This window comes from Spirillospora sp. NPDC048823 (genome assembly GCF_043198445.1).
Taxonomy (GTDB): Bacteria; Actinomycetota; Actinomycetes; order Streptosporangiales; family Streptosporangiaceae; genus Spirillospora.
On sequence record NZ_JBICUT010000002.1, the window covers coordinates 15,960 to 39,894 of the forward strand.

The window sequence follows — 23,935 nt, forward strand, 5'->3', positions numbered from 1 at the left end:
CGGCCGTCACACGCTCAGGCGAGGCCCTCACGCTCAGGCGAAACTTCACGCTCAGGCGAAACTTCACGCTCAGGCGGGGTTTCACGCTCGCGTTCTGCGGCGCGCGCGGCCTCCTGGCGGGCGCGGCCGCGCTGGAGCCTGGGGACGTACCAGACGGCGAACAGGCCGATCGCGATGCCCGCGACGCACACCCACAGCCACCAGCGGTCCTCCGACGGCAGCCCGACGATGAGCAGCACCACGAGCGCCACCGCCCAGGCAGCCGTGCCCATGGCCGCGATCCGTACGTCGTTGGTAGGCATCGGCGGCGGATCCGGGCGGCGTGGTCGGGTCATGTTGGCCAGGCTACGCGGCCGGGCTGCACGGCCGGGATGTGAAGGAGGGTGAGAGGAGGAGGACGCACTCCTCTCCACTCTCAACTTATAGCGCACCGGGGGGCTTGCGGCAAGACCCCGGCCGTGCCGCACAATCGTCGACGTGAATCCCGTGACCACCAGTGCGTTCGACCTTCCCGACCACCTCGCTCCCAAGGCCGACCCGGCGCTGATCGCCCGTGACGAGCGGCACTTCGCGGCCATCGCGGAGAGCCTCGAGCATTCGATCGCCGACCTGTCCGGCCGTCTCGACGCCGAGCGCATGGCGCCCGCCGGCATGGGCCAGAAGGCCTTGGAACGGGACATGGAGATCCACCGGCTGACCACCCGGCTGCGCACCCTGCGCCGCTTCGGCCTGGACCTGTGCCTCGGGCACATCGTCGCCGAGCACGACCCCGAGCCCGTGTACATCGGACGCCTCGGCCTCAAGGACGCTGCGGGCCGCCGGCTGCTGGTCGACTGGCGCTCCCCGGCGGCCGAGCCGTTCTTCGGAGCGACCCACGCCGACCCGATGGGCCTGGTGAGCCGCCGCAGGTACCGCTGGACCCGAGGCCGGGTCGGCGACTACTGGGACGAGGTGTTCACCTCGGAGGGGTTCGAAGGGCATGCCGCGCTCGACGACCAGTCCGCGTTCATCGCCAGCCTGGGCGGCAGCCGGTCGCCGCGGATGCGCGACGTGCTCGGCACCATCCAGGCCGACCAGGACGCCATCATCCGCGCGGGATCCCGCGGCGCCCTCGTCGTCGACGGCGGTCCGGGCACCGGGAAGACCGTCGTGGCCCTGCACCGCTCCGCCTACCTCCTCTACTCCGACCCCCGTCTCGGTCACCGCCGGGGCGGCGTGCTGTTCGTCGGTCCGCACCAGCCCTACCTGGCCTACGTCGCCGACGTCCTCCCCAGCCTCGGTGAGGAGGGCGTGCAGACCTGCACCCTGCGCGACCTCGTCGCCGAGGGAGCCGCGGCGGCGCCCGAGACCGACCCGGACGTGGCCCGCCTGAAGTCGTCCGCGAACCTGGTGAAGGCGATCGAGCCGGCCGTCGGGTTCTACGAGAGGCCGCCCGCCGAGGGGATGACGGTCACGACCGACTGGTCCGACATCTGGCTGAGCCCCGGCGACTGGGCCGAGGCGTTCCAGGCACGAGAACCCGGTACGCCGCACAACGAGGCGCGCGACCAGATCTGGGAGGAACTGCTCACGATCCTGATGGACAAGCACGACGGCGACGCACCGGAGGCCCTGCTCCGCCGGTCGCTGCGGCAGGACAGGGAGCTGCTCACGGCCTTCAACCGCGCGTGGCCGCTGATCGAGGCGTCCGATCTCGTCGGAGACCTGTGGACGGTACCCGCCTACCTGCGGCTGTGTGCCCCGTGGCTCAGCCCCGGCGAGATCCGCACGCTGCAGCGCGAGGACGCCCAGGCGTGGACGGTGTCCGACCTGCCGCTCCTGGACGCGGCGCGGCAGCGGCTCGGCGACCCGGAGGCGAGCCGCCGCAGGCGCCGCCACGAGGCCTCCGTCGCCGCTCAGCGCGAGCACATGGCCCAGGTCGTCGACAACCTGATCGAGGCCGCGGCCGTCTCCGGCGCCGACGGCGACGACGGCGAAGGCCTGGTGGTGATGCTGCGCGGACAGGACGCGCAGGTCAGCCTGGTCGACGAGACCGCACTGCCGAGCACCGACCCGGATCTGCTCGCCGGCCCGTTCGCGCACATCGTCGTGGACGAGGCCCAGGAACTGACCGACGCGGAGTGGCAGATGCTGCTGCTGCGCTGCCCGTCCCGGAGCTTCACCATCGTCGGGGACCGCGCCCAGGCCAGGCACGGGTTCACCGAGTCGTGGCCTGAACGGCTCGAGCGCATCGGGTTCGACCGCATCGAGCTGGCCTCCCTGAGCATCAACTACCGGACGCCGGAGGAGGTCATGGCGGAAGCCGAGCCGGTCATCCGGGCCGCGCTCCCGGACGCCAACGTGCCGACCTCCATCCGCGGCGGCGGCGTCCCCGTCGTCCGCGGATCCGCTTCGGACCTGGGGTCGGTCCTCGACACCTGGCTGGCTGAGAATGCCGACGGGATCGCCTGCGTCATCGGCGATCCCGCGTTCCGGGGGACGTCCCGCGTCCGGTCGCTGACACCGGAGCTGGCGAAGGGGCTCGAGTTCGACCTGGTCGTCCTCGTCGACCCGGAGGCGTTCGGGGACGGCATCCAGGGGGCCGTCGACCGCTATGTCGCGATGACCAGGGCGACCCGGCGCCTCGTCATCCTCACCAGCTCCTGACACCGGTCGTTTTCGGGTCGTTCGGTAAGTTCGTCCATCAGCGTGCGGGCACCGGGTCCTTCCCCGGGGGGCGGCGACCGCGAGGGCGGTGGCCCCGGCCGTACCGGGGCGCGGCGTGGCAGCATGGGCAGCACGGGAGACCATTGACGATGACAACGCCACCGAGCCGCGGACGCGCGTCGTCCGCGCCGGCGCTCGCCGAGGAGCTGCGCATCTCGATCGCGCGGCTCTCGCGCAGGCTGCGCACGCTGCGCCCCGCTCCGGCCGGCGACGGCGCCCGGAGCCCGCTGTCGCTCACCCAGTTCGCCGCGCTCGCCGCGATCGAGCGGCACGGGTCGATGACGCCGCGTGAACTGGCCGACCACGAGAAGGTGCAGCCGCCGTCGATGACCCGGGTGATCGCCTACCTGGAGGAGCGAGGGCTCGTCGCTCGCCGGCCCCACCCGACGGACGGGCGGCAGGTTCAGCTGAACGCGACCGAGGAGGGCTCCGCGCTGCTGGCCGACGAGCGGCGCCGCAAGGAGGCGTGGCTGGCCAGGAGGCTCGGCGAGCTGACCGACGACGAGCGGGAGGCCCTCCGGCTGGCGGCCCCGATCATCGACAAGCTCAGCCGCTCCTGACCTCGCCGGCGCTGGACGGGCGCCGGTGGCCCGCGCGCCGACGGGGTTGCGGGGACGGGGTTTGCCGGAATGGCGGCGGGACAATTATCGTTAGCAGTGTTAATGACTCTCGCTGACGATGGACCCGGTGAACCCGGCCGCCCGGCCGGGCGCGTCGACGTCGCCGGACCGTTCCCGGACGCGGGCGAACCGGCCGCCGCCACGGTCGTGAAGAAGACCCCGAAGAAGAACGGAACGGTCGAAACCGCCGGCACCGCCCCCGGCGCGGACGACGATCCGGAAGAACCCGGCGAACCAGGCGAAGCCGAGCAGGACGAAACCGAGCAGGACGACACCGAGCAGGACGAGGCCGCAGAACCGCGGTCCGGGGGCATGTTCCGTTCCCTGCGCAACCGCAACTACCGGTTGTTCGCGGCGGGCCAGGTCGTCTCCAACACCGGGACGTGGATGCAGCGGGTCGCGCAGGACTGGCTCGTCCTCGAACTCGCGCACGGCAGCGGCATCGCGCTCGGCATCACCACCGGCCTGCAGTTCCTGCCGATGCTGCTGTTCGGGCTGTGGGGCGGCGTCATCGCCGACCGCTACCCCAAGCGCCGCGTCCTGGTGCTCACGCAGGTGTCGATGGGCGTGCTCGCGCTCGTCCTCGGCCTGCTGGCGGTGACCGGCGCGGCGCAGGTGTGGCACGTGTACGTGCTCGCGTTCGGGCTCGGGCTCGCGACCGTCGTCGACAACCCGACCCGCCAGTCGTTCGTGGTCGAGATGGTCGGCCGGCGCGACCTGCCGAACGCGATCGCGCTGAACAGCGCCACCTTCAACGGCGCCCGCCTGCTCGGCCCCGCCGTCGCGGGCGTGCTGATCGCGGCGATCGGCACCGGGCCGGTGTTCCTGGTGAACGCGGCGTCGTTCGGCGCCGTCCTGCTCGGCCTCTACGCGATGCGGCCCGGCGAGCTGTACCCGGCGGCCCCGGTGAAGCGCGCCAAGGGGCAGCTCCGCGAGGGCCTGCGCTACGTGCGCGGACGCCGCGACCTGATGCTCGTCCTGATCTTCATCGGGTTCATCGCCATGTTCGGGATGAACTTCTCCACCACGGTGGCGCTGATCGCCAAGGAGGTCTTCCACACCGGTGCGTCGGCGTTCGGCCTCGCGTCCAGCATGCTCGCGCTCGGCGCGCTCAGCGGGGCGCTGCTGGCCGCGCGGCGGGTGGCCAGGCCGCGGCTGCGGCTGCTGGTGGGAATGGGCGTGCTGTTCGGTGCGCTGGAGATCGTCACCGGCCTGATGCCGACGTACTGGTCGTTCCTGGTGCTGCTGGTCCCGACAGGCATCGTGATGATGACGATCATGACGGCGGCCAACACGACCCTCCAGCTCAGCGTCGCGCCCGAGATGCGCGGCAGGGTGATGGGCCTCTACATGTTCGTGTTCCTCGGGACGAACCCGGTGGGGGCTCCCACGATCGGCTGGCTGGCCGAGCACTTCGGCGCCCGGACGGCCCTCGTCCTGGGCGGTCTGGTCTCCGCCCTCGCCGCGCTCGGCGTCGGCGTGCTCGCCGCGCGCGGGTCGATCCGCCCGGCGCTCGCCCGGATCCGGCCCCGCCGGGCCGCCGGAAGGTGACCGGGCCCACCGGACCCCGCCGGGCGCCGCGGTGCCGGCGGCGGGGCGGCCGGTCGGCGTGACAACGGGTGCCATCTGCTGAAATGCTGGACGGGTGGCCCCTCGGACGCTCCCATGAGGCTTTTTGTGGCGCTCGTTCCGCCACCGGACATCCTGGACGAGCTGGAGGAGGCCGTCGCGCCGCACGCCGGCGCGGTGCCCGAGCTGAAATGGGTCCGGCGCGAACTGCTGCACGTCACGCTGACCTTCCTCGGCGAGGTGGACGACCGCACCCTGGACCGGCTGCTCCCGAGGCTGGAGCGCGCCGTCGGACGGCATGAGCGGATGTCGCTGTCGCTGGCGGGAGCGGGCGCGTTCCCCGGCGGCGGGACGCACGCCCGCGTCCTGTGGACGGGCCTGTTCGGCGACCGCCGCCGGGCCGTGCGGCTGGCGGCGTCGACCACGGCCGCGGGCCGCCGCGTCGGGACGATGCCCGACAAGCACCGCACGTTCCGTCCCCACCTGACGTTGGCGCGGTCCAGAAAGCCGGTGGACGTGCGGCCCCTCCTGGAGGCGCTGTCGGCGTTCGCGGGCGCCCCGTGGACGGCCGACTCCGTCCATCTGATGCGCAGCCACCTGCCCGGCAAGGACTACAGCCAGGTGAGGTACGAGTCGCTGAAGACGTGGTCGCTGCGTCAGAGCTCGGGCGGCGGAGGCGCGGGACGGTCGGCGTCGGGCGGCCCCCAGGGGACGCCGTAGCGTTCGCAGGCGCGGCGCAGCTCGTCCAGGTCCGGCGGGAACGCGACCTGGCGCAGCACCCGCCCGGACGGCCCCCACACGACCAGGCGCGGCATCCGCTCGCGCGCCTCGTCGATGCCGATGCCGCCGATCCGGTCGCGGGCCAGGTCCCATTCGACCCTGCCGCGCCTGGTGACGACCGCGAGCCCGGCCGACGACACGCGAAGCTGCGAGCGGTTGCGGTCGTAGAGCCAGTAGCCGGCGAGCCCGATGACGAGGCCCGCGGGCACCGACCAGCTCGCCGTGGTGTTGAACCCGCCCAGCTCCGGGCCGAGCCAGACCGCACCCAGCAGTGCCACCGCCTGGCATAGCAGCACGCTCATCCCGTACGTGCCGAGACGGGAACGCCGGGTCGCGTCCAGCAGCGCGCCCGGTGCGGTGGCGGGGCCGGGCGGTGCGGGGACGGAGAACGTGAAGTCGGGCTCGTCGGCACGGTCCGGCCGGAGAGCCGCGCCCTCCTGCCCGGCGCTCTGCGCGGGCAGAGCCGCGGTCGCCGGTTCAGGCTCCGTCCCGGGTTCGGGGGTGGCGAACGTGGACACGGCCGAGTGGAACGCCGCGCTCAGGTACGCGTCGTACTCGGCGTCGTTCACCGGCAGCCCGGCGCGGCGGGCCGAGTCGCGCAGGTCGGTGCGGGAGATCCGCAGCGCCGACAGGGGGGCGGCGAAGAACTCGTCGCCGTCGGTGTCGTACAGCCGGACCCACGCGTGTCCCGCGATGGTCAGCAGCTCGATGCCGCCGATGCGGTCCTCGGGCATCTTCAGCACGACGTCGCCGGCGGCGTCCGCCCAGCCGAGCCCGCCGTCGGCGACGACGAGCCGGCCGCCCGGCACCTGCGCGAAGATCTCCGGCAGCCCCTCCAGCCCGTACTCGGGACGCCGCGGCGGCCGCGTCCCCGGCGTGATCACGCGGTAGCCGTGGTCGTCGAGGGCGTGCGCGAGCTGGAAGTCGTCCAGGCCGTGCGCGGGCAGCCGGGCGACGAGCTCCATCCGGTGCCCGAACGCGAGCGCGGCGAGGTCGGCGCGGCGCGGCTCGCCGCTGACCGGGTCGAGGCGCAGGCCCGGCCCGACGACGACCGCGGCGACGTCCCCGGCCGGCAGGTCCTGGGCCTCGCGGCGGCGGCCGGGCAGGGCCCGCACCAGCAGCCGCTCTGCGGTGATCGTCCACCGGACCCGGGCGGCCCGCAGCAGCCGGCGGCGCGCCGCGAGGACGCCCGCGATCGCGGCGAGCGTCCAGCAGCCGGCGGCGAGCCGGGCACCGAACTCGCCGGTCCCGTCCACCGCGATTCGGATGATCATGACGGCGCCGAGCAGGGCGGTCAGCGCGCCGAGGAGCACGATCCGGCGGCGGCTCGGCAGCGGCTCCGGCGTGTCGAGCCGCTGACCGTCGGCCCTGCCCTTGCCCGCCCTGTTCCTGCCGCGCGTGGACCCGCTTCCGGTGGCGGGCTCGCCGGACGGCTCAGCGGACGCCTGAAGAGACGCCTGCAGGGACGCCTGCAGGGACGCCTGAAGGGACGGCTCGTGGGCGGCGGCCAGGAGCGCCGCCTCCTGGTCCAGGAGGCGCTTCTCCGCCGCGTGGTCGCGTGGCAGGGCGCTTCCGCCCGGGGCGTCGTCGTCCAGCCCCGGGATGTGCAGGGCCTCGTCGAGCGCCGGATCGAGCAGATCGGTGGACTCGCCGTCCAGGACGTGCATGGGGATCCCCAGCCGGCGGGCCGTCACGAACACGGCGAGCGGTTCCAGGCCCATCGCGGTCATCCCGCCCACCGCGGTACGTCCGAACCGGTGGAACACCGTCAGCACGCCGTCGCCGGTCGTGATGGCCAGTGCGTCGATCCGGGACCGCTCGTAGGAGACCATGCTCAGCCCGCCCGGCCCGACCCGTTCGAGGCCGGCCGCCGACAGCCGCCAGAACGGCCGGGGACGCCTCCGCCGCGCCTCCGGGGCCGCACCGAGCATCCAGGGGACGGCGGCGACGGCGCCGATCAGCGCCGCCCACAGCCACACCGGCCGGATCGGCAGCAGTGCCAGCACCACCGCCAGGAGAGCGAACGGGCCGGCGGCGACGGGGCGCCACCGGCCATCAGGACCCGCGAGGCCCACCAGCTCATGCTCCACAGTCCGCATCCTCACACGGGTCCCCGTGGGACCGTCGCCTCCTTCCAGCATCCGGTCGCTCAGCGAAACCGACTTCCATCGTGCGGGTCAGGTCGGCCCATCGCTTCCGTCACTTGCCTCCCCACGGACCCCCGCGTCTGCGTATCAGCCCATAGCCGACGGCTCCGGCGATGGCGAGCGCGAGGAACAGTCCCATCCTCGGGCCGGAGGCGTCCCTGCGCCCGTCCTCGGCGTTGCCGGTCGTCTCCGCGTCCTTCGGCGCGGGGGACGGCGACGGCAGCGCGTCCTCCGGCAGCGGGACCTGGTAGACGGGCTGGTTCGTCCCTTCGGACCCCACCAGGATGGACCTGCCGTCGGGAGCGTAGGTCACCGACTCGCCCTGGCCCTGCATGGGCACGTCGATCGACGTCAGCGACTCGCCGGGGCCGCCGTCCGGCTTCACCGAGTAGAGGCGAGCGCCGAAGTAGGTGCGGATGACGCAGGTGCGGCCGTCCGGGGCGAACGCGCCGTCGGTCGCCATGGAGGGCGCGTCGGCGACCTTCCGCATCGTGTTGAACCCGCTCGTCCGCAGCTTCGCCGGGCCCTCGTACACCTTGCCGCCGAACAGCTTGCTGGCGATGTAGATCCGGTTGGTCCGCGGATTGATCATGAAGGTCTCGGCGTTGCGCGGCCCGTCCTCGTACTTGATCTTGAAGCTGGTGGCGCGCAGCGTCCGGGTGCGCAGCCGGGACGGCTCCGGGATCCGGTACACGGTCACATACGGCCATGCGCCGCCGAGATTGTCGCCGATGTCCGCGACGAAGATCGCCGGACGTCCGCGCCCGTCCTCGCCGACCGCGATGCCCTCCCAGTCGCGGGCGTTCGCGCCGCCGACCGTCAGCGTGGCCTCGACCCGTCCGTCCATGCCGAGCGCGTAGATCGTCGGGACGCCGCCCGAGTCGTTGTGGGTGTAGATCACGCCCTGATGCCGCCTGCTGGCCGCGAGGCCGCTGGACTCGGTGATCCGCTCATCTTTGATCTTGAAGAGCACCCGGTCGTCCGTGCCCGCGGCCGTCGCCTGCGCGCGGCCGGCCGGTGCGGCGGACACCGCGGCGGACGCGGCGGCGGACGGCAGGCAGACGAACGCGGCGGCGAGGCCGAGTGCGGCACCGCCGCGAGCCGCGCGGCGGCACGGGGACGGACGCACTGCCATGGCCTGATCATCCCCGTTCCGCGCCCCGTCGATCATATGACCCGCGCCGTCGTCGCGGCACCGCCGTCCTGCACCGCCGTCAGTTCAGCATCGCACCGACGACCACGGCCAGTACGAGCGCGGTCAGCACGGCGGGAAGCAGCCATCGGGGCGCGCGGTTCACCCTCCGAGCCTATTCGTCCCCACAGTGGAGTCGAACCGTCCGCCCATGATCTGCATCTCATCCAGCATGTGCGGATTGTTCGGGATGGTGCGTTCACCCTTCGCCACCGACGCGGGACCGGCGTCGGACGTGTTCGTCACGCTGGGGATGCTCGCAGAGGAACGCGGCACGGACTCGGCGGGGCTGGCGCTCCTCGGCGCCTGGCCGGGGCTCGGCGGCGGGCCGGGTGGCGGCGGCGTCGGCTGCCGCGTGCTGAAGGGCCGCGGGCGCTTCTCCGCGATCTGGCGGCCGGAGCTGATCTCCGAACTCGACCGCGCGCCGGTCGCGCTCGGGCACACCCGCTGGGCGACGCAGGGCTCGCCCGCCGAGCCGGGCAACGCCAGCCCGATGGTCGTCCCCGGCGCCGCGTCCATCGGCGGCGGCCCCGTCGCCGCCGGGGTGGTGGCCACGCACAACGGCGACATCGACGCCGGTGACCTGCGGTCGCGTTACGCGCTGCCGCCCGCGTCCGGGACGACCGACAGCGAGCCCGTCTTCCAGCTCCTCGCCGGCTGCGCGGACACGTCCGACGTGACCGGGGTCCTCGAATCGGTGGTCGGCCGGGCCGCGCTGGCCTGGGTCCACCGGGACCGCCCGACCGAGGTGCATCTGGCCCGTGCCGCGCTGAGCCCGCTGACCGTGGCCGTCGACTCCGAGCAGAACATCTACTGGGCGTCCAACCCGCGCTGGTTCCGCGAGGCGGAGAAGCACACGCGGGTGGAGTTCGCGACCATCGTCATGCTCCACGAGGGCACCTACCTGAAGGTCGGCATGGAGCGGCGCCCCGGACGCCGCGACCTGCCCGACGTGCTCGCGAGGGCCGGCTTCCTGCCGACGGCCCGGGACTCCGACATGGACGACCGCGTCTGGACGGGCTTCACCCGCGCCGACGAGGAATGCGACCGCGCCGGCCTCCGCCATCGCGTGGTGGCGCGGCCGGGCGGAACCGGCGGTCTGCCGGCCGCCGCCTGACCTTCTTGAGACGCTCGACCTAGAGACGCTCGACCACGTAGTCGATGCAGGCGGTCAGGGCCTCCACGTCATCGGGGTCGATCGCCGGGAACATGCCGATGCGCAACTGGTTGCGGCCGAGCTTGCGGTACGGCTCGGTGTCCACGATCCCGTTGGCGCGCAGCACCTTGGCCACGGCCGCCGCGTCCACGTCGTCGTTGAAGTCGACCGTGCCGACCACCTGCGAACGCTGCGCCGGGTCGACGACGAACGGCGTCGTGTACGCCGTCTTCTCCGCCCACGTGTAGAGCCGCCGGGACGAGTCGGCCGTGCGGGACGTCGTCCACTCCAGGCCGCCCTGGCCGTTCATCCACTCGATCTGCTCGGCGAGCAGCAGCAGCGTCGCCACGGCCGGGGTGTTGTAGGTCTGGTCCTTGGCGGAGTTGTCCGCGGCCGTCTTCAGGTTCAGGGACTCCGGGACGTACCGGTCGGACATGGCGATCTCGTCGATCCGCTCCAGCGCCGCCGGGGACGCGAGCGCCAGCCACAGCCCGCCGTCCGCCGCGAAGCACTTCTGCGGCGCGAAGTAGTAGACGTCGGTCTCGGTCACGTCGACGGGCAGGCCGCCCGCGCCCGAGGTGGCGTCCACCAGCACGAGGCCCTCGCGCGCGGTCGTGCCCGCCGGGCGCCTGATCGGCATCGCGACGCCGGTCGAGGTCTCGTTGTGCGTGAGGGCGTAGACGTCGACGCCCTCCTCGGCGGACGCCTCCGGGTGCGTTCCGGGCGGGCCGCTGACGACGGTCGGGTCGCCCAGCCACGGCGCGCCCGTGGTGACCTTGGCGAACTTGCTGGAGAACTCACCGAACGTCAGGTGCTGCGACCGCTGCCGGACGAGGCCGAACGCGGCGGCGTCCCAGAAGGCGGTGGTGCCGCCGTTGCCGAGCAGGACCTCATGCCCCTCGGGGAGCGAGAACAGCTCGGCCAGGCCCGCACGGACCCGCCCGACCAGGGATTTGACGGGCTTCTGCCGGTGCGAGGTCCCCATGTACGTCGAGCCGGACCCGGCGAGCGCGGTGAGCTGCTCGGGACGGACCTTCGACGGGCCGCACCCGAAACGGCCGTCGGCGGGCTTCAGGTCGGCGGGAATGTCAATGGCTGGATTCGCGCTGTCGGTCACTCGAAGAAGGCTACTTCACCCGCCGTGCGGCCCAGGTAACCAGGGTCGCCAGCGCGATCGCGCAGATCCCGGCGATGACCGCGGGCGGGTAGATCCAGTCGTCGCCCTTCGAACGCGCCGCCACGGCCGTGCGGACGGAGTCGTAGGTCAGGAACGCCAGGAACAGGGCGGCCACCACGACGGCTACCCGTCCGGATACGGCGTTGGTGCGGCGGCGGCGCTCCTCGCGTTCCGCCTCATACCGCCGCAACTCCTCGCCCGCATCGGCCTCCGGCGCGCCGGACGCCGCAGTGTCGGAGGCCGCGGTGCCGGCCGCCGCGGCGCCGGACGCCGGGCCGATGTCGCCGTCGAGCGGCTCGTCGTCCGCACCGGCACGTTTGTCGCTCATGGCACCAATGATGACAAAGTGGCCAAGTTTCATTGTCGGTTGCGTGTTCATGGAAAAGTTTCGATCCTTTTCACGGTCCGCCGCGTCCAACTCGAAGGCGCGTCCAACTCGAAGGGCGCGGCGGGCGGGCCGGGGGGACGGCCGGAGAAGAGAGGCGAGCAGGGAAGCGAGGCGGGGCGCATGGCGGGCGACGGCGACCGGATCCTCAGCGAGGATCGGCTGCGAGGAGTGCTCGACCTGTACGAACGGCTGCGGGAGCGGCCGCCGTGGCGGTGGCGGGAGCGCCTGCGGCCGCTGCTGCTGCTCCTCGGCCCCGGCCGCGCCACCTCCCATGCCGCCGAGATGCTCAAGACGCGGTGCGAGGACGAGCGGGCCCCGGTGTCGCACATCGCCGCCGACACGCCCGCCACCGACGTCGCGGGCGTCCTGCGGGAGGCCAAGCGGGAGCTGTCGCAGCCCAGCAGCCGCGCCAGAGGCGAGCCGCCGCTGCGGTTCCCGCTGCTGGAGATGGCGCTGTGGCTGCGCGACCTGCGGGAGATCCGGGCGGCCGGGGACCGCCCGCCGCCGCGTGGCGCCTCGCCCGCCGAACGGGAGAACCACCAGCTCGTCCGGCGGCTGACGCGTCCACCGGTCGGGGACAACGAGAACGCCCGCCGCCGCGAGCTGAACCGGGTGATCCGCAGGCGCGGACGGGACGTCCTCCGCGACCTCGAGTCGCCGCGCGGCCGTCCCGCGACGTTCCTGGCCTTCCTGGAGCAGATCGCCCCGATCGGGATCGCGGTCGTGGCGCTGGTCAGTGCCGGGACGGCCGCGGCCCTCGACCTCGCGGCCGCCGTGCTCGCCGCCGTGATCGGGCTGGCGTTCGTGGCCGTGCAGATCCTCGCCAGGACGCGCGGCTGGTACGGGGTGCGCAGCTTCGGATGGTTCCTCCGCCAGCCCTACGTGGACCGCGACTCCACCGGGTTCCTCGGGTTCGCGCTCGGGGTGTTCGATCCGCGCCCCGTCGAGCCGGACGACCACGGCGAGCAGATCGACCTGCTGCTCGTCGCCGCGTTCCTGGAGGACCTGCGGCGCAACTACCGGCGCGACTACCGGCGGGCCGCGTGGGCGCGGGTCCGCTACCCGGTGCTGATCTTCGAGGGGTTGTCGGCCGGGCATCCCGGCGTGGCGTTCGTCGAGCTGGCCGAGCGGGTCCGCGCCGACGGCCAGGCCGACGACCGGTTCCCCGGCTTCGACCCGCTCATCGTCACGGCCGGCGTCGACCCGGCCGCGCCCGCCGACGACGGCCCGAACGCCCCGTCCGGGCCGAGGCTGGTCGACCGGATCGCGCAGGCGGTGCGCGTGGACGTGTCGGCGGGCGAGCCGCAGAGCGTCATCGGCGCGCGCGGCCTGTGGGACCGCTACACGCGCGAGCAGCGGCGCGTCGGCGCCCTCGGCTCGCGCCGGGAACTGCGCGTCGACATCACCCGCGACCCGGGCGGCGACCTCCTGCCCGTCCGGCCGGTGCGGCGACGCCCCCGGATCGCCCATCCCGCGCTGCCGTGGATCGCGATGGTCGCGGTCGCGGCGGCGTCCATCACGGTGATCTCCGTCCAGGTGGTGAAGTACTGCTCGCCGTTCGGCATCAGGCGGATGGCGAACGGCGAATGCGTCGGCATCACCGACGGATCCTTCCGTTTCGGCGAGGACTCCGGCGGCCGGAACAACGACAACCGGCTGAACCGCGTGCTCGACCGGATCGAGGACCTGAACGACCACGTCAAGGAGTCCGGCAAGCCGTATGCGACGGTCGTCTACCTCGGCCCGGTGACCGCCGACCCGTCGATCAAGAACCACCGGATCGACCTGCTCGCCGGGGTCCAGGGCGAGCTGATCGGGCTGGCGATCGCGCAGCAGCGGTTCAACGACGCCGCCGAGGGCGACGACCTGCGGCTGCGGGTGCTGATCGGCAACGCGGGTGCCAGGTTCCGCTACGCCGGGCACGTCGCCGAGCAGATCCGCGAGCGGGCGCTGGAGGACCGCTCCGTCGTCGCGGTGATCGGCTTCGAGCAGAGCCGCGGGCAGACGCAGGAGGCGATCAAGCTGCTGGCCAAGTCGGCGCTGCCGCTGGTCGGCACGGCCAACAGCTACGACGGGACGGCCCTGCTCGACGGCGACGCGGGCTACTCGCCGTACTACTTCCGGCTGGCGTCACCGAACCTGCGGACCGCCCGGCATGCCGCCTACTGGGCGCGTAACGGCCACATCGGCGGCACGAAGGTGGACGACGCGGTCGTCGTCTACAACGGTGACCCCGACGACCTTTACAGCGGGAACCTGGCCGCCGACTTCCAGGAGGCGTTCCGGCCGGGCGAGGTGCGCATGCGGCCGTACGGGAACCCCGGCGAGCTGGACAAGTCGGTACGTGAGGCGTGCCGGGAACAGCCCGACATGTTCTACTTCGCCGGCAGGTCGGACGAGTTCCGCTCGTTCATCAACGTGCTGGAGCTGTCCTGCCCGAAGCGGCCCCTGGTCATGGCCGACGACGAGATCGCCAAGTACGTCAGCGACAACGCCGCCGAGATCGGCCGCAAGGACACCTTCGACCTGTACTTCACGCCGCTGGCCGCGCGGGAGGCGTGGACGTGGCGGTGGATCGGCGACCAGGCGCCGCAGACGTTCTACTCCGACTACGACCCGGCCGTACGCGAGATGACGGACGAGAACAACGAGGGCCAGCGGCCGTCCATCACCCGCGCCGCCGTCGCCTACGACGCGGCCACCCTCGTCGCGACCGTGGCGAGCAAGGTGTACTGGCAGGAGAAGGCGCTGCCGTCGGCGGGGTCGGTGTTCGCGGCGCTGAACGACCCCGACCACGACGTCCTGCGGAACGGGGCGAGCGGCGTCATCCGGTTCAGCTCCCGCGGCACCGGCCACCGGGTGCTCGACAAGCCGGTGATCCTCGCGACGATCAACCCGGACGGGACGACGGAGGTCAAGCAGGTGTGCGGCCGCCTCATCGCGGGCGAGCAGGGCCAAGCCGCCTGCCCGCCCGGCGACGGGAACGGGCACGGCGCGTCGCGGTGAGCACCGTCGCGGTGAGCACCGGCGCGTCGCGGTGAGCACCGGCGCGTCGCGGTGAGCACCGGCGCGTCGCGGTGAGCACTGCACAAGGCCCCCGGCCGGATCGGCCGGGGGCCTCAAGGCACGTTCGGGGGCGGGGGGATCGGCCGTTCAGCCGGCCTTGAGGACCTTCGCCGCTCCGGTGACGTCGTTGATGTCGCGCGTTCCGGGGCCGGTGTACTTGGCGCTCGGCCGGACGAGGCGGCCGGTGCGCTTCTGCTCCAGGATGTGGGCCGCCCACCCGGCGGTGCGGCCGCAGGTGAACATCGCGGGCATCATCGCGGTCGGGACCTCGGCGAAGTCCAGGATGACCGCGGCCCAGAACTCCACGTTCGTCTCGATCGGGCGGTCCGGGCGGCGCTCGCGCAGCTCGGCGAGGGCGGCGTCCTCCAGCGCCTTCGCGGCCTCGAAGCGCGGCGCGTCCAGTTCCCTGGCGGTGCGGCGCAGCACCCGGGCGCGCGGGTCCTCGGCGCGGTAGACGCGGTGGCCGAAGCCCATCAGCCGGTCGCCGGAGTCGAGGATGTCGGCGACGACCTTCCGGGCGTCGCCGAGCTGCTCCACCTTCTCGATCATCGGCAGCACCCGGGCGGGGGCTCCGCCGTGCAGCGGGCCGGACATGGCGCCGATCGCGCCGGACACGCTGGCCGCCACGTCCGCGCCGGTGGAGGCGATCACCCGGGCGGTGAAGGTGGAGGCGTTCATGCCGTGCTCGGCGGCGGAGACCCAGTACGCGTCGATGGCCTGGATGTGCTTCGGGTCGGGCTCACCGCGCCAGCGCACCATGAACCGCTCGGTGATCGTCCCGGCGGCGTCGATCTTGTCCTGCGGGACCATCGGGACGCCGATGCCGCGCGCGGACTGGGCGACGAACGACAGCGCCGTCACCGACACCCGGGCGAGGTCGGCGCGGGCCTCCTCGTCGGTGATGTCGAGAAGCGGGCGCATCCCGTACGCGGGGGCGAGGGTGGGGAGCGCGCTCTGCACGTCCACCCGTACGTCGCCGGAGGTGACCGGCAGGACGTGGGGGTCGGCCGGGGCCAGGCCGGGGTCGAAGCTGTCGTCCACGAGCAGGCCCCAGGCGTCGCCGAAGGAGACGCGGCCGACGAGATCCTCGATGTCGACGCCCCGGTAGCGGAGGGCGCCGCCCTCCTTGTCCGGTTCGGCGATCTCGGTCTCGAAGGCCACGACCCCCTCGAGACCAGGTTTGAAGTCGGACATGTCGTCCTGCCTTTCGTCCCCATGAGTGATAAGGCGGTGCCGTGCCATTGAACCCTGTCCGCCTTACTTGCCAGTACCCAGGGGCCATGTGAGTTGCACAAGACCCAGGTGAGAGGCTCTGACGCTGTGGATTCCACGACGCCCGATCCCGCACGGCTCCGAAGATCCTACGAAGGGGGCGAATTGGTGGAAACTTCACTCCCCGCCGACCCGCTCGCGCTGTTCGCCGCATGGTTCGCCGACGTGCACACCTTCGGGCTCGCGGAACCGAACGCGATGGTGCTGGCCACGGCGTCCGGGGACGGGGTGCCGAGCGCCCGGACCGTCCTGCTGAAGGGGTACGGGCCGCAGGGATTCCGCTTCTTCACGAACCTGACCTCGCACAAGGGGCGCGACCTCGCGGAGAATCCCCGCGCGGCGCTCGTCTTCCCCTGGCATGAGATGCACCGGCAGGTGCGCGTCGCCGGTCCCGTGGAGGAACTGTCGCGGGACGAGTCCGCCGCCTATTTCCGGACGCGCCCGTACGGGTCGCGGCTCGGTGCGTGGGCGAGCGAGCGGCAGTCGGGCGTCATTCCCGGACGGGACATGCTGGAGCGCCGCTACGCCGAGCTGGCCGAACGCTGGCCGGACCCCGCCTCGGGGCGTCCCCCGGGGTCGCCGGACGCCGACGACGCGGATGCCGTTCCGCTGCCGGACTTCTGGGGCGGCTACCGGCTCGTCCCGGAGTCGATCGAGTTCTGGCAGGGCCGCCGTGACCGGCTCCATGATCGGATCCGCTATCGTCGCTCCGCCCCGGACGATTCAGGGGACTGGGTGATGGAGAGACTGTCTCCCTGAAGCCCCCGGAGGAACCCCTGAAGGACGGCAAGGCCCGCACGAATGCGCGGGGGAGCAGGCTGCGCCGGCTGGCGATCGACACCCGGCCGCTCGGCCTGCCCGCTTTCCGGCGGCTGTGGCTGGGGCAGGGCGTGTCGTTCGTCGGGTTCCAGGTCACCGCCGTGGCCGTCCCCGTCCAGGTGTACGACATGACGAGGTCGTCGCTGTGGGTGGGCGTGCTCGGCTTCGTCAACCTCGTCCCGCTGATCGTGTTCGGGCTGTGGGGCGGCGCGGTGGCCGACCACATGGACCGGCGCAGGCTGCTGTTCCTCTCGTCCTGCGTCATGTGGGTCGCGACCCTGCTTCTGCTGGCCCAGGCCTTGCTGGGCATCGAGAGCCTCGCCCTGATCATGGCGGTGGTGGCGGTCCAGGCGGTCGGGTTCGCGGTGTCCTCGCCGACCCGCAGCGCGATCATCCCCCGGCTGTTCGACGCGCCGCTCGTCCCCGCCGCCAACACCCTGAACTTCACCATCCTGCAGGGCGGCGGGCTGGCCGGACCGCTGTTCGCGGGCGTCATCCTCGCGCGCTGGAACTACGGCGCGGCCTATGCGCTGGACGCCGTGCTGTTCACGGTCGCGCTGTACGCGGCGCTGCGGCTCCCCGCCATCCCGCCCCTCGCGGACACCGGCCGGGCGCCGGGCCTGCGGTCGGTCTTCGACGGGCTCCGGTTCCTGTCCACGCAGCCGGTCCTGATGATGTCGTTCGTCGTGGACATCATCGCGATGGCGATCGCGATGCCGCGCGCCCTGTTCCCCGAGGTCGCCGAGACCCGATTCGGCGGCGACGGGGCGGTCGGGTACCTGTTCGCCGCGATCGCGATCGGCGCGTTCCTCGGCGGGCTGTCGTCCGGCTGGATCGGACGGGTGCACCGCCAGGGAATCGCCCTCGTCGCGTCCATCGTGATCTGGGGCCTCGCGGTCGCGGCCGCCGGGCTGTCCGGGCGGTTGTGGCTCGTGGTGGTGCTGCTGGCCGTCGGCGGCGCGGCGGACCTGGTGTCGGCCGTCTTCCGCCAGTCGATGCTCCAGACCTACGCGCCGGACGAGATGCGCGGACGGCTCCAGGGCGTGTTCACCGTCGTCGTCGCGGGCGGGCCGCGGCTCGGGGACGTGCGCGCGGGCGCGACCGCGAGCGTCACCGGCGCCACCGCGTCGTGGGTGGGCGGCGGCCTCGCCTGCGCGGTCCTGGTGGTCATCGCGGCGTTCGCCGTCCCGGCGCTGCTGCGCTACGACACCCGCACCGCCGAGACGGTCCCCGTCAAACCCTGACGCCGGCTCACCCGGCTCCATCTCACCCGGCGCCGCGTCAGCCGAGCGCCGGCGCGGCGCAGCGCGTCCAGATCGGCCCGCTCTTCGGGCGTCCGGGGCAGGAACGGTTCCGCGTCCGGGGAAGGTTCAGCGTTCATCTTGCGTTCCCCCGTACCCGGCTTGACGAGGATATTCGCGGGGCCCGGCGGTGCCGGGTCCGAGCAAGTAGACTCGGCCCCATAAGACTGGAGGGAGCTGTGACCTCACACGGCCTGATCGATACCACGGAGATGTACCTCCGGACGGTTTTCGAGCTCGAAGAGGAGGGGATCATCCCCCTCCGTGCGCGCATCGCCGAGCGGCTCTCCCAGAGCGGCCCGACGGTGAGCCAGACGGTCGCGCGGATGGAGCGCGACGGGCTGCTGCGGGTCGAGGGAGATCGGCACCTCGAGCTGACCGAGAACGGTCGCGGTCTCGCAACGCGCGTCATGCGCAAGCACCGCCTCGCCGAATGCCTGCTGGTCAACGTGATCGGACTGCCCTGGGAGGACGTCCACATCGAGGCATGCCGGTGGGAGCACGTGATGTCGGAGGACGTCGAACGCCGGCTCGTCGCACTGCTGGACAACCCGACCACCTGCCCGCACGGCAACCCGATCCCCGGCCTCGCCGAACTCGGCGCCACCGGCGGCGTCGCCGCCGACACCTCGCCGCTGTCGGTGATGACCGCGGTGGCCAGCCCCGGTGGCGCGGACGCCGTGATCCGCCGGATCAGCGAGCAGGTGCAAAGCGACAGCGACCTGATGCTTAGACTCAAGCAGATAGGGATACAACCGGGACGAGAGGTGACTCTTCGGGCGACCGATGACGGGGTGCGGGTGATCAGTGAGGACGAGGCCGACGGTCCCGCGACGGAACTGCCACGCGACATCGCCGAGCACGTGTTCGTCAGCAGGCGCTGACCCGCGGGGAATGCGTGCCGGCGGCGTGGGCGGCTCCGTCTCGAAGGTCTATACCGAAGATCTCCGTGGCTTCGCGCCTTTCGGGCGTATCCCGGCGGCGGCTTCGTCGTTCAATACGACGAGACGAACACGTGCGATGTCCGCGCCGCGACGCCCGGTGATCAGCCGGGCGGCGGCCCGGGCGGGGATCGCGACTGGTACCGGGATGGGGAGATGAGCCACTGGGGGGAAGCGCCTGACGAGGCGTATCTGCCGCCCGAGACCGTCCTGAACCAGATGGAGATGGCGGTCATCGTCTGCGACCGCTTCAGCAACGTCATCTACGGCAACGCCTTCGCCCGCCAGCTGTTCGGGTTCGGCGGCGACGAGATCATCGGTCACTCCGTCCTGTCCCTGGGGATCGCCGAGGAGGACCACGAGCAGGCCACCGAACTGGCCAAGCACGTCCTCAAGGGCGGTGTGTGGGAGGGCACGTTCTGCAACCTGCGCGCCGACGGCACCACCGTCTACACCCGCGCGCACGCGGTGCCGCTGCGGCACCCGTCCGGCGCGGTCGACGGCGTCGTGATCTTCGCGCGGGAGGCGCTGCGCTCCAACCAGCGCGAGCAGGACCGCTACGGCCTGATGGAACGCATCGGCGAGCGGCTCGCCGGATCCCTGGAGCTGGAGAGCACGCTCCGGCGCGTCGCCGACACGCTCGTCCCGCAGTTCGCCGACCACTGCTTCATCGACCTGTACACCGGCGACCGGCTGTACCGGCGGGTGTCGCGGCACGCGGGCGGCTGGGAGCCGCCGCCCGGGACCTGGGCGGAGGTCGGCGAGCCCGTCTCCTACCCCCGCGGCCACTTCAGCGAGAAGGCGATGAGCCGCCGCGACGCCGTCCTCGTCGAGGACATGATCCAGCACCGGTTCGCCGCGCCGACCGAGTCGTCCAAGCGGCTCGGCGACGAGATGGGCATCACGTCGGTGATCTCGGCGCCGCTGCTGGTGCGCGGCGAGCTGCTCGGTGTGATGAGCCTGGCGCTGTCGAACCTGACCAAGCGTCCCGACCCGCACTACGACGGCTTCGACCGCGACCTGATGGGCGCGATCGCCAGCCGCGTCGCGCTCGCCGTCGACAACGCGCTGCTGTTCGAGGAGGAGCGCGACACCGCGCTGGCGTTCCAGAAGCACCTGCTGCCCGGCGACCGGCCGCCTCCGCTGGACGGCCTGCAGATCGCCTGGCGGTACGAGCCGGCCCGCCCGCTGGAGTCGCACGGGCACGGCATCCAGACGCAGGTCGGCGGTGACTGGTACGACGTGATCCCGCTGTCGGCGGGCCGCGTCGGCCTCGTCATCGGCGACGTCGAGGGCCGCGGCGCCCGCGCCGCAGCGGTGATGGGGCAGCTCCGCGCCGCGCTGCGCGCCTTCGCCCAGGACGACAAGCCGCCTGCCGACATACTGCGCAAGCTGGACGAGTGGGTCCGCACGATGACCCGTCCGGAGCGGATGCGGTCCGGCTGGAACAGCGACGACCTCGTCCGCCCGCCGCTCGTCTCGTGCACCTACTTCGTGTACGACGCGTGGTCGCGGGTGCTGGAGTTCGCCAACGCCGGCCACGACCCGCCGATGCTGATCGTGGACGGCCAGGTCGGCGAGCTGCCGTTCGAGAGCGAGGGCGGCATGCTCGGCCTGCGCGCCCCCGGCATGGGCGGCGAGATCCTCTTCAACGAGGAGACGAGCGAGCTGAAACCGGGCTCCACCCTCGTCCTGTACACCGACGGCCTCATCGACCGGCGCCCCAAGGACGACGGCGAGTACTACACCCGCGAGGAGTCGCGGGAGATGGTCCGCGCCGCCGTCGCCGAGGCCTCCCGCGGCGGTGTCGAGGCGGTCGCCAACGCCGCCTACGAGGCGGTGCCCGGCGACATCGACGACGACGTGGCGATCGTCGTGATCCGCACCGCCGGCGACGAACTGGCCGTCGAGGAGCGCGACTTCACCGCCGAGCCGATCATGGTGTCGGAGGCCCGCCGGATGGCCGCCGACACGTTCGCGTCCTGGGGGATGCTGGACGAGCAGTCCGAGCTGGCGTGCCTGCTGGTCTCCGAGGTCGTCACGAACGTCGTGCTGCACGCCACCGCCACGCCCGCCCCGCGCCGCGAGGTGGGTGTTCCGGTGACGGCCGGGCCTCCCGGGCGCGGCGGTGAGCCGCTCAGCGCCCCGCCGCCCGTCCAGTTCAACACCGAGTTCGGTTCCGGCCCGCAGGACACCGGCACGTACGACACGGGTCCGTACAACAGGGCTTCCTACGATGCGGGCGGATACGACGCCGACTCGTTCGACGGCGCGTTCTCTGAAGACGACTGGAACCTCGGCGCCGACCTCGGCCGCCGCGAGCCGCCGACCAAGGAGTTCCGGCTCCGCCTGCGGCGCGGTGCCGACGCCATCTGGGTCGAGGTGTTCGACTCCGACATGCGGCTGCCGCGCATCCGCAGCGCCGGCGAGACCGACGAGGGCGGCCGCGGCCTGTACCTGGTCGACCAGCTGGCCACCCGGTGGGGCGCCAGGCCGACCGCGGACGGCAAGGCCGTCTGGTTCGAACTACCGCTGACGCCCTGACCGCCATGCGTGCTTGGGTGGTGCGGACCCCGTCCCCGATCTCGTCGGGGCCGCTCGAACGCGCCGCCCGCGACATTCCGTCGCCCGGGCGGGGCGAGCTGCTCGTGCGCGTCCTGGCCTGCGGAGTCTGCCGGACGGACCTGCACGTCGCGGAGGGCGACCTGCCCGTCCACCTGCCCGGCGTGACGCCGGGCCACGAGATCGTCGGGGAGGTCGTCGCCGCCGGTACCGGCGCGCTGCACGGCGCCGGCGACCGGGTCGGTGTCGCCTGGCTGCGCGGGACGTGCGGCGCGTGCCGCTTCTGCCGCCGCGGTGCCGAGAACCTCTGCCCGTCCTCGGTCTACACGGGCTGGGACGCCCACGGCGGCTACGCCGAGCACGCGCTGGCCGTGGACGCCTACGCCTACGCGCTGCCGCCCGAGCTGGACGACGTCCGGGCCGCGCCGCTGCTGTGCGCGGGCATCATCGGCTACCGCGCCCTGCGCCGCGCCGCCGTCCCGCCCGGCGGGCGCCTCGGCATCTGGGGATTCGGCGGCTCCGCCCACCTGGCCGCGCAGATCGCGATCGCGGAGGGCACCGACGTGCACGTCTTCACCCGCAGCCCCGCCGCCCGCGAGCTGGCACGCGAGCTGGGCGCCTCCTGGGCGGGTGACTCCTTCGACCCCGCCCCGGCCCCGCTCGATTCCGCGATCGTCTTCGCCCCGGCGGGCGAACTCGTCCCGGCCGCCCTGGAACGCCTCGACCGCGGCGGGACGTGCGCCGTCGCGGGCATCCATCTGAGCGACGTCCCGTCCCTCGACTACCAGCGGCACCTGTTCCAGGAGCGCCAGATCCGGTCGGTGACGGCGAACACGCGCGCGGACGGCGAGGAGTTCCTCACCATGGCCGCCCGCCTCAACGTGGCCGTCACGACCCACCCCTATGGGCTGGACGACGCGGACCGCGCGCTGGCGGATCTGGCCGCGGACCGCTTCACCGGCGCCGCCGTCCTCGTCCCCTGACCATTCAGGGGATGGGTTCGGCGGCCACGTGAGCCCACGACTGGGTGAACCAGAGTTCGCCGCTGATGATGCGCGGTTTCGCGCCGGTGCGCGGGCCGCCGTCGACCTCGTCGGTGAGGGCGTCGCGGATGCGGTCGGCCGTCGCGTCGTCGCAGGACCCGGCGAGCCACGGCTCCACGGGACGTTCCACGGTGAACACGTCGAGGCGGCGGATGCTCCCGCCCGCCGAGGTGATCATCTCGGTGAGGCGGGCGATGGACGGCGTCCCGGGATGGTCGGGATCGCGGAGCCGCTGGATGCGGTCCCGGTCGGGACCGGTGAGGTTGCCGCGGACGAGGTCGGCGATGATCACGCGTCCGCCGGGCCGGCACACCCGCAGCAGCTCGCGCAGCACGGGGTCGGGGTCGCCCAGGTTGTAGAGCGAGAACCGGGCCGTCACCAGGGAGAAGGCGTTGTCCCTGTACGGCAGCGCGGTGGCGTCCGCCTTGATCGTGGCCTGGTCCGGCCCGACCGGATGCGGCCGTCGGTCCTCGCGCGTCGCGGACGCCGGCGGCGGGTCGTCCCCGGTGAGCCGGACAGGGCCCGTCCCGAACTCCACCGTGGACGTCCGCCCATGCGCCCCGCGCGTGTCGCGTGCGCCGTGCGCGCCTTGCGCGGGCGCGGGCATCGCGTCCACGGCGGTCACATGGCGCACCTGCGGGCCGAGCGCGGCGGGCATCGGGCCGCGGCCGCGCGCGACGTCCAGGCACACGTCGTCGCGGGCGGGTTCGACGAACTCCAGCAGCCGCCGCAGATGCGGGGCGATCGTGCCGCCGGTCTCCTGGATCGCGGGCGCCGGGTGCGGCACTGGGTTCTCCCTCGGCTCGGGCCGGCTTCACCGGACGGGGTGTCGCTCGCGTCCGCCGCGCGGGGCCAGGGCCGGAGGGCCAGATACACCCGGACGATCCGGGTGACTCACGTCTGCCTCGGCGGGGGCGTCGAACGGGCGTGAAGCCGGTTTCGCCAGTTATGACTCTCCGTCGAGGCGGTAAGTTCGGTACCCGCCGCACACAAATTCAGGCGTTCAGGTACTGCCCGTACAGCGCCAGCACGACCAGCACGAACACGGTGATCACCGCGATCCGGGTGGGCATGGGCAGTCGGAGGCGCACCGCGGCCCAGCGCACGCAGAACGCGGCGAGCAGTGACACGACGACCAGGCTGAGGATGCCTTCCATGGTCACCTTCGTCCTTCCGGGGGAATGCCGCCTCCCTGA

Annotated in this window: 19 protein-coding genes; 11 read left to right on the forward strand and 8 right to left on the reverse strand. The window is 72.8% G+C overall.

Annotation, left to right across the window (positions count from 1 at the left end; genetic code table 11):
- Positions 1–14: 14 nt before the first annotated feature.
- The gene (locus ACGFK0_RS03810; RefSeq protein ID WP_392899674.1) at positions 15–335 is read right to left on the reverse strand and encodes a DUF2530 domain-containing protein; all 321 of its coding nucleotides are present in this window, start codon (positions 333–335) and stop codon (positions 15–17) included.
- 142 nt (positions 336–477) lie between these two features.
- On the opposite strand from ACGFK0_RS03810, the gene helR reads away from it, so the two are divergent.
- The 4 genes from helR (at position 478) to thpR (ending at position 5,615) form a co-directional block, all read left to right on the forward strand.
- A complete protein-coding gene (gene helR, locus ACGFK0_RS03815; protein ID WP_392899676.1) occupies positions 478–2,646 on the forward strand; it encodes an RNA polymerase recycling motor ATPase HelR in 2,169 nt (722 codons plus the stop codon).
- A gap of 149 nt (positions 2,647–2,795) precedes the next feature.
- Positions 2,796–3,266: a MarR family transcriptional regulator gene (locus tag ACGFK0_RS03820; RefSeq protein WP_392899679.1), complete on the forward strand. Its 471-nt coding sequence runs from the start codon at positions 2,796–2,798 to the stop codon at positions 3,264–3,266.
- 372 nt (positions 3,267–3,638) lie between these two features.
- Entirely contained in the window at positions 3,639–4,877 is a 1,239-nt protein-coding gene (locus ACGFK0_RS03825; protein ID WP_392901416.1) for an MFS transporter, read from the forward strand.
- Between the two features lie 114 nt (positions 4,878–4,991).
- A complete protein-coding gene (gene thpR / locus ACGFK0_RS03830) occupies positions 4,992–5,615 on the forward strand; it encodes an RNA 2',3'-cyclic phosphodiesterase (protein ID WP_392899681.1) in 624 nt (207 codons plus the stop codon).
- On the opposite strand, the gene ACGFK0_RS03835 is transcribed toward thpR, so the two are convergent.
- On the reverse strand, positions 5,552–7,765 hold the full coding sequence (locus ACGFK0_RS03835; protein ID WP_392899683.1) for a hypothetical protein: 2,214 nt from the start codon (positions 7,763–7,765) through the stop codon (positions 5,552–5,554). The two genes, thpR and ACGFK0_RS03835, sit on opposite strands and share 64 nt — an antisense overlap.
- A 109-nt stretch (positions 7,766–7,874) precedes the next feature.
- Complete coding sequence (locus ACGFK0_RS03840) at positions 7,875–8,957, reverse strand: hypothetical protein (protein WP_392899685.1); 1,083 nt, start codon at positions 8,955–8,957, stop codon at positions 7,875–7,877.
- A 247-nt stretch (positions 8,958–9,204) separates the two neighbouring features.
- On the opposite strand from ACGFK0_RS03840, the gene ACGFK0_RS03845 reads away from it, so the two are divergent.
- Positions 9,205–10,131 (forward strand): hypothetical protein, encoded by a 927-nt coding sequence (locus ACGFK0_RS03845; RefSeq protein ID WP_392899687.1) that lies wholly within the window; start codon positions 9,205–9,207, stop codon positions 10,129–10,131.
- A 19-nt stretch (positions 10,132–10,150) separates the two neighbouring features.
- On the opposite strand, the gene serC is transcribed toward ACGFK0_RS03845, so the two are convergent.
- Positions 10,151–11,287 carry a phosphoserine transaminase gene (serC, locus tag ACGFK0_RS03850; protein WP_392899689.1) on the reverse strand — a complete coding sequence of 379 codons (1,137 nt, stop codon included), beginning with the start codon at positions 11,285–11,287 and terminating at the stop codon, positions 10,151–10,153.
- Between the two features lie 10 nt (positions 11,288–11,297).
- A complete protein-coding gene (locus ACGFK0_RS03855; RefSeq protein ID WP_392899690.1) occupies positions 11,298–11,675 on the reverse strand; it encodes a hypothetical protein in 378 nt (125 codons plus the stop codon).
- 39 nt (positions 11,676–11,714) lie between these two features.
- Between ACGFK0_RS03855 and ACGFK0_RS03860 the strand changes: the two genes are divergently transcribed.
- Positions 11,715–14,741, forward strand: a complete 3,027-nt coding sequence (locus ACGFK0_RS03860) for an ABC transporter substrate-binding protein (protein ID WP_392899692.1) — start codon at positions 11,715–11,717, stop codon at positions 14,739–14,741.
- A 147-nt stretch (positions 14,742–14,888) separates the two neighbouring features.
- On the opposite strand, the gene ACGFK0_RS03865 is transcribed toward ACGFK0_RS03860, so the two are convergent.
- On the reverse strand, positions 14,889–15,995 hold the full coding sequence (locus ACGFK0_RS03865; protein WP_392899694.1) for a citrate synthase 2: 1,107 nt from the start codon (positions 15,993–15,995) through the stop codon (positions 14,889–14,891).
- A 126-nt stretch (positions 15,996–16,121) separates the two neighbouring features.
- On the opposite strand from ACGFK0_RS03865, the gene pdxH reads away from it, so the two are divergent.
- From pdxH to ACGFK0_RS03890, 5 genes are all read left to right on the forward strand, one after another.
- The gene (gene pdxH, locus ACGFK0_RS03870) at positions 16,122–16,832 is read left to right on the forward strand and encodes a pyridoxamine 5'-phosphate oxidase (protein ID WP_392899697.1); all 711 of its coding nucleotides are present in this window, start codon (positions 16,122–16,124) and stop codon (positions 16,830–16,832) included.
- A gap of 131 nt (positions 16,833–16,963) precedes the next feature.
- Positions 16,964–18,136: an MFS transporter gene (locus ACGFK0_RS03875; protein WP_392899700.1), complete on the forward strand. Its 1,173-nt coding sequence runs from the start codon at positions 16,964–16,966 to the stop codon at positions 18,134–18,136.
- Between the two features lie 236 nt (positions 18,137–18,372).
- Positions 18,373–19,077, forward strand: a complete 705-nt coding sequence (locus tag ACGFK0_RS03880) for a metal-dependent transcriptional regulator (protein ID WP_392899701.1) — start codon at positions 18,373–18,375, stop codon at positions 19,075–19,077.
- Between the two features lie 213 nt (positions 19,078–19,290).
- Positions 19,291–21,678, forward strand: coding sequence for a SpoIIE family protein phosphatase (locus ACGFK0_RS03885; protein ID WP_392899704.1), 2,388 nt, complete (start codon positions 19,291–19,293; stop codon positions 21,676–21,678).
- Between the two features lie 5 nt (positions 21,679–21,683).
- Positions 21,684–22,679, forward strand: a complete 996-nt coding sequence (locus tag ACGFK0_RS03890; RefSeq protein WP_392899707.1) for a zinc-dependent alcohol dehydrogenase family protein — start codon at positions 21,684–21,686, stop codon at positions 22,677–22,679.
- Positions 22,680–22,683: 4 nt separating this feature from the next.
- On the opposite strand, the gene ACGFK0_RS03895 is transcribed toward ACGFK0_RS03890, so the two are convergent.
- On the reverse strand, positions 22,684–23,526 hold the full coding sequence (locus tag ACGFK0_RS03895; RefSeq protein ID WP_392899710.1) for a class I SAM-dependent methyltransferase: 843 nt from the start codon (positions 23,524–23,526) through the stop codon (positions 22,684–22,686).
- 208 nt (positions 23,527–23,734) lie between these two features.
- Positions 23,735–23,902 carry a hypothetical protein gene (locus ACGFK0_RS03900; protein WP_392901462.1) on the reverse strand — a complete coding sequence of 56 codons (168 nt, stop codon included), beginning with the start codon at positions 23,900–23,902 and terminating at the stop codon, positions 23,735–23,737.
- Between the last annotated feature and the right edge of the window lie 33 nt (positions 23,903–23,935).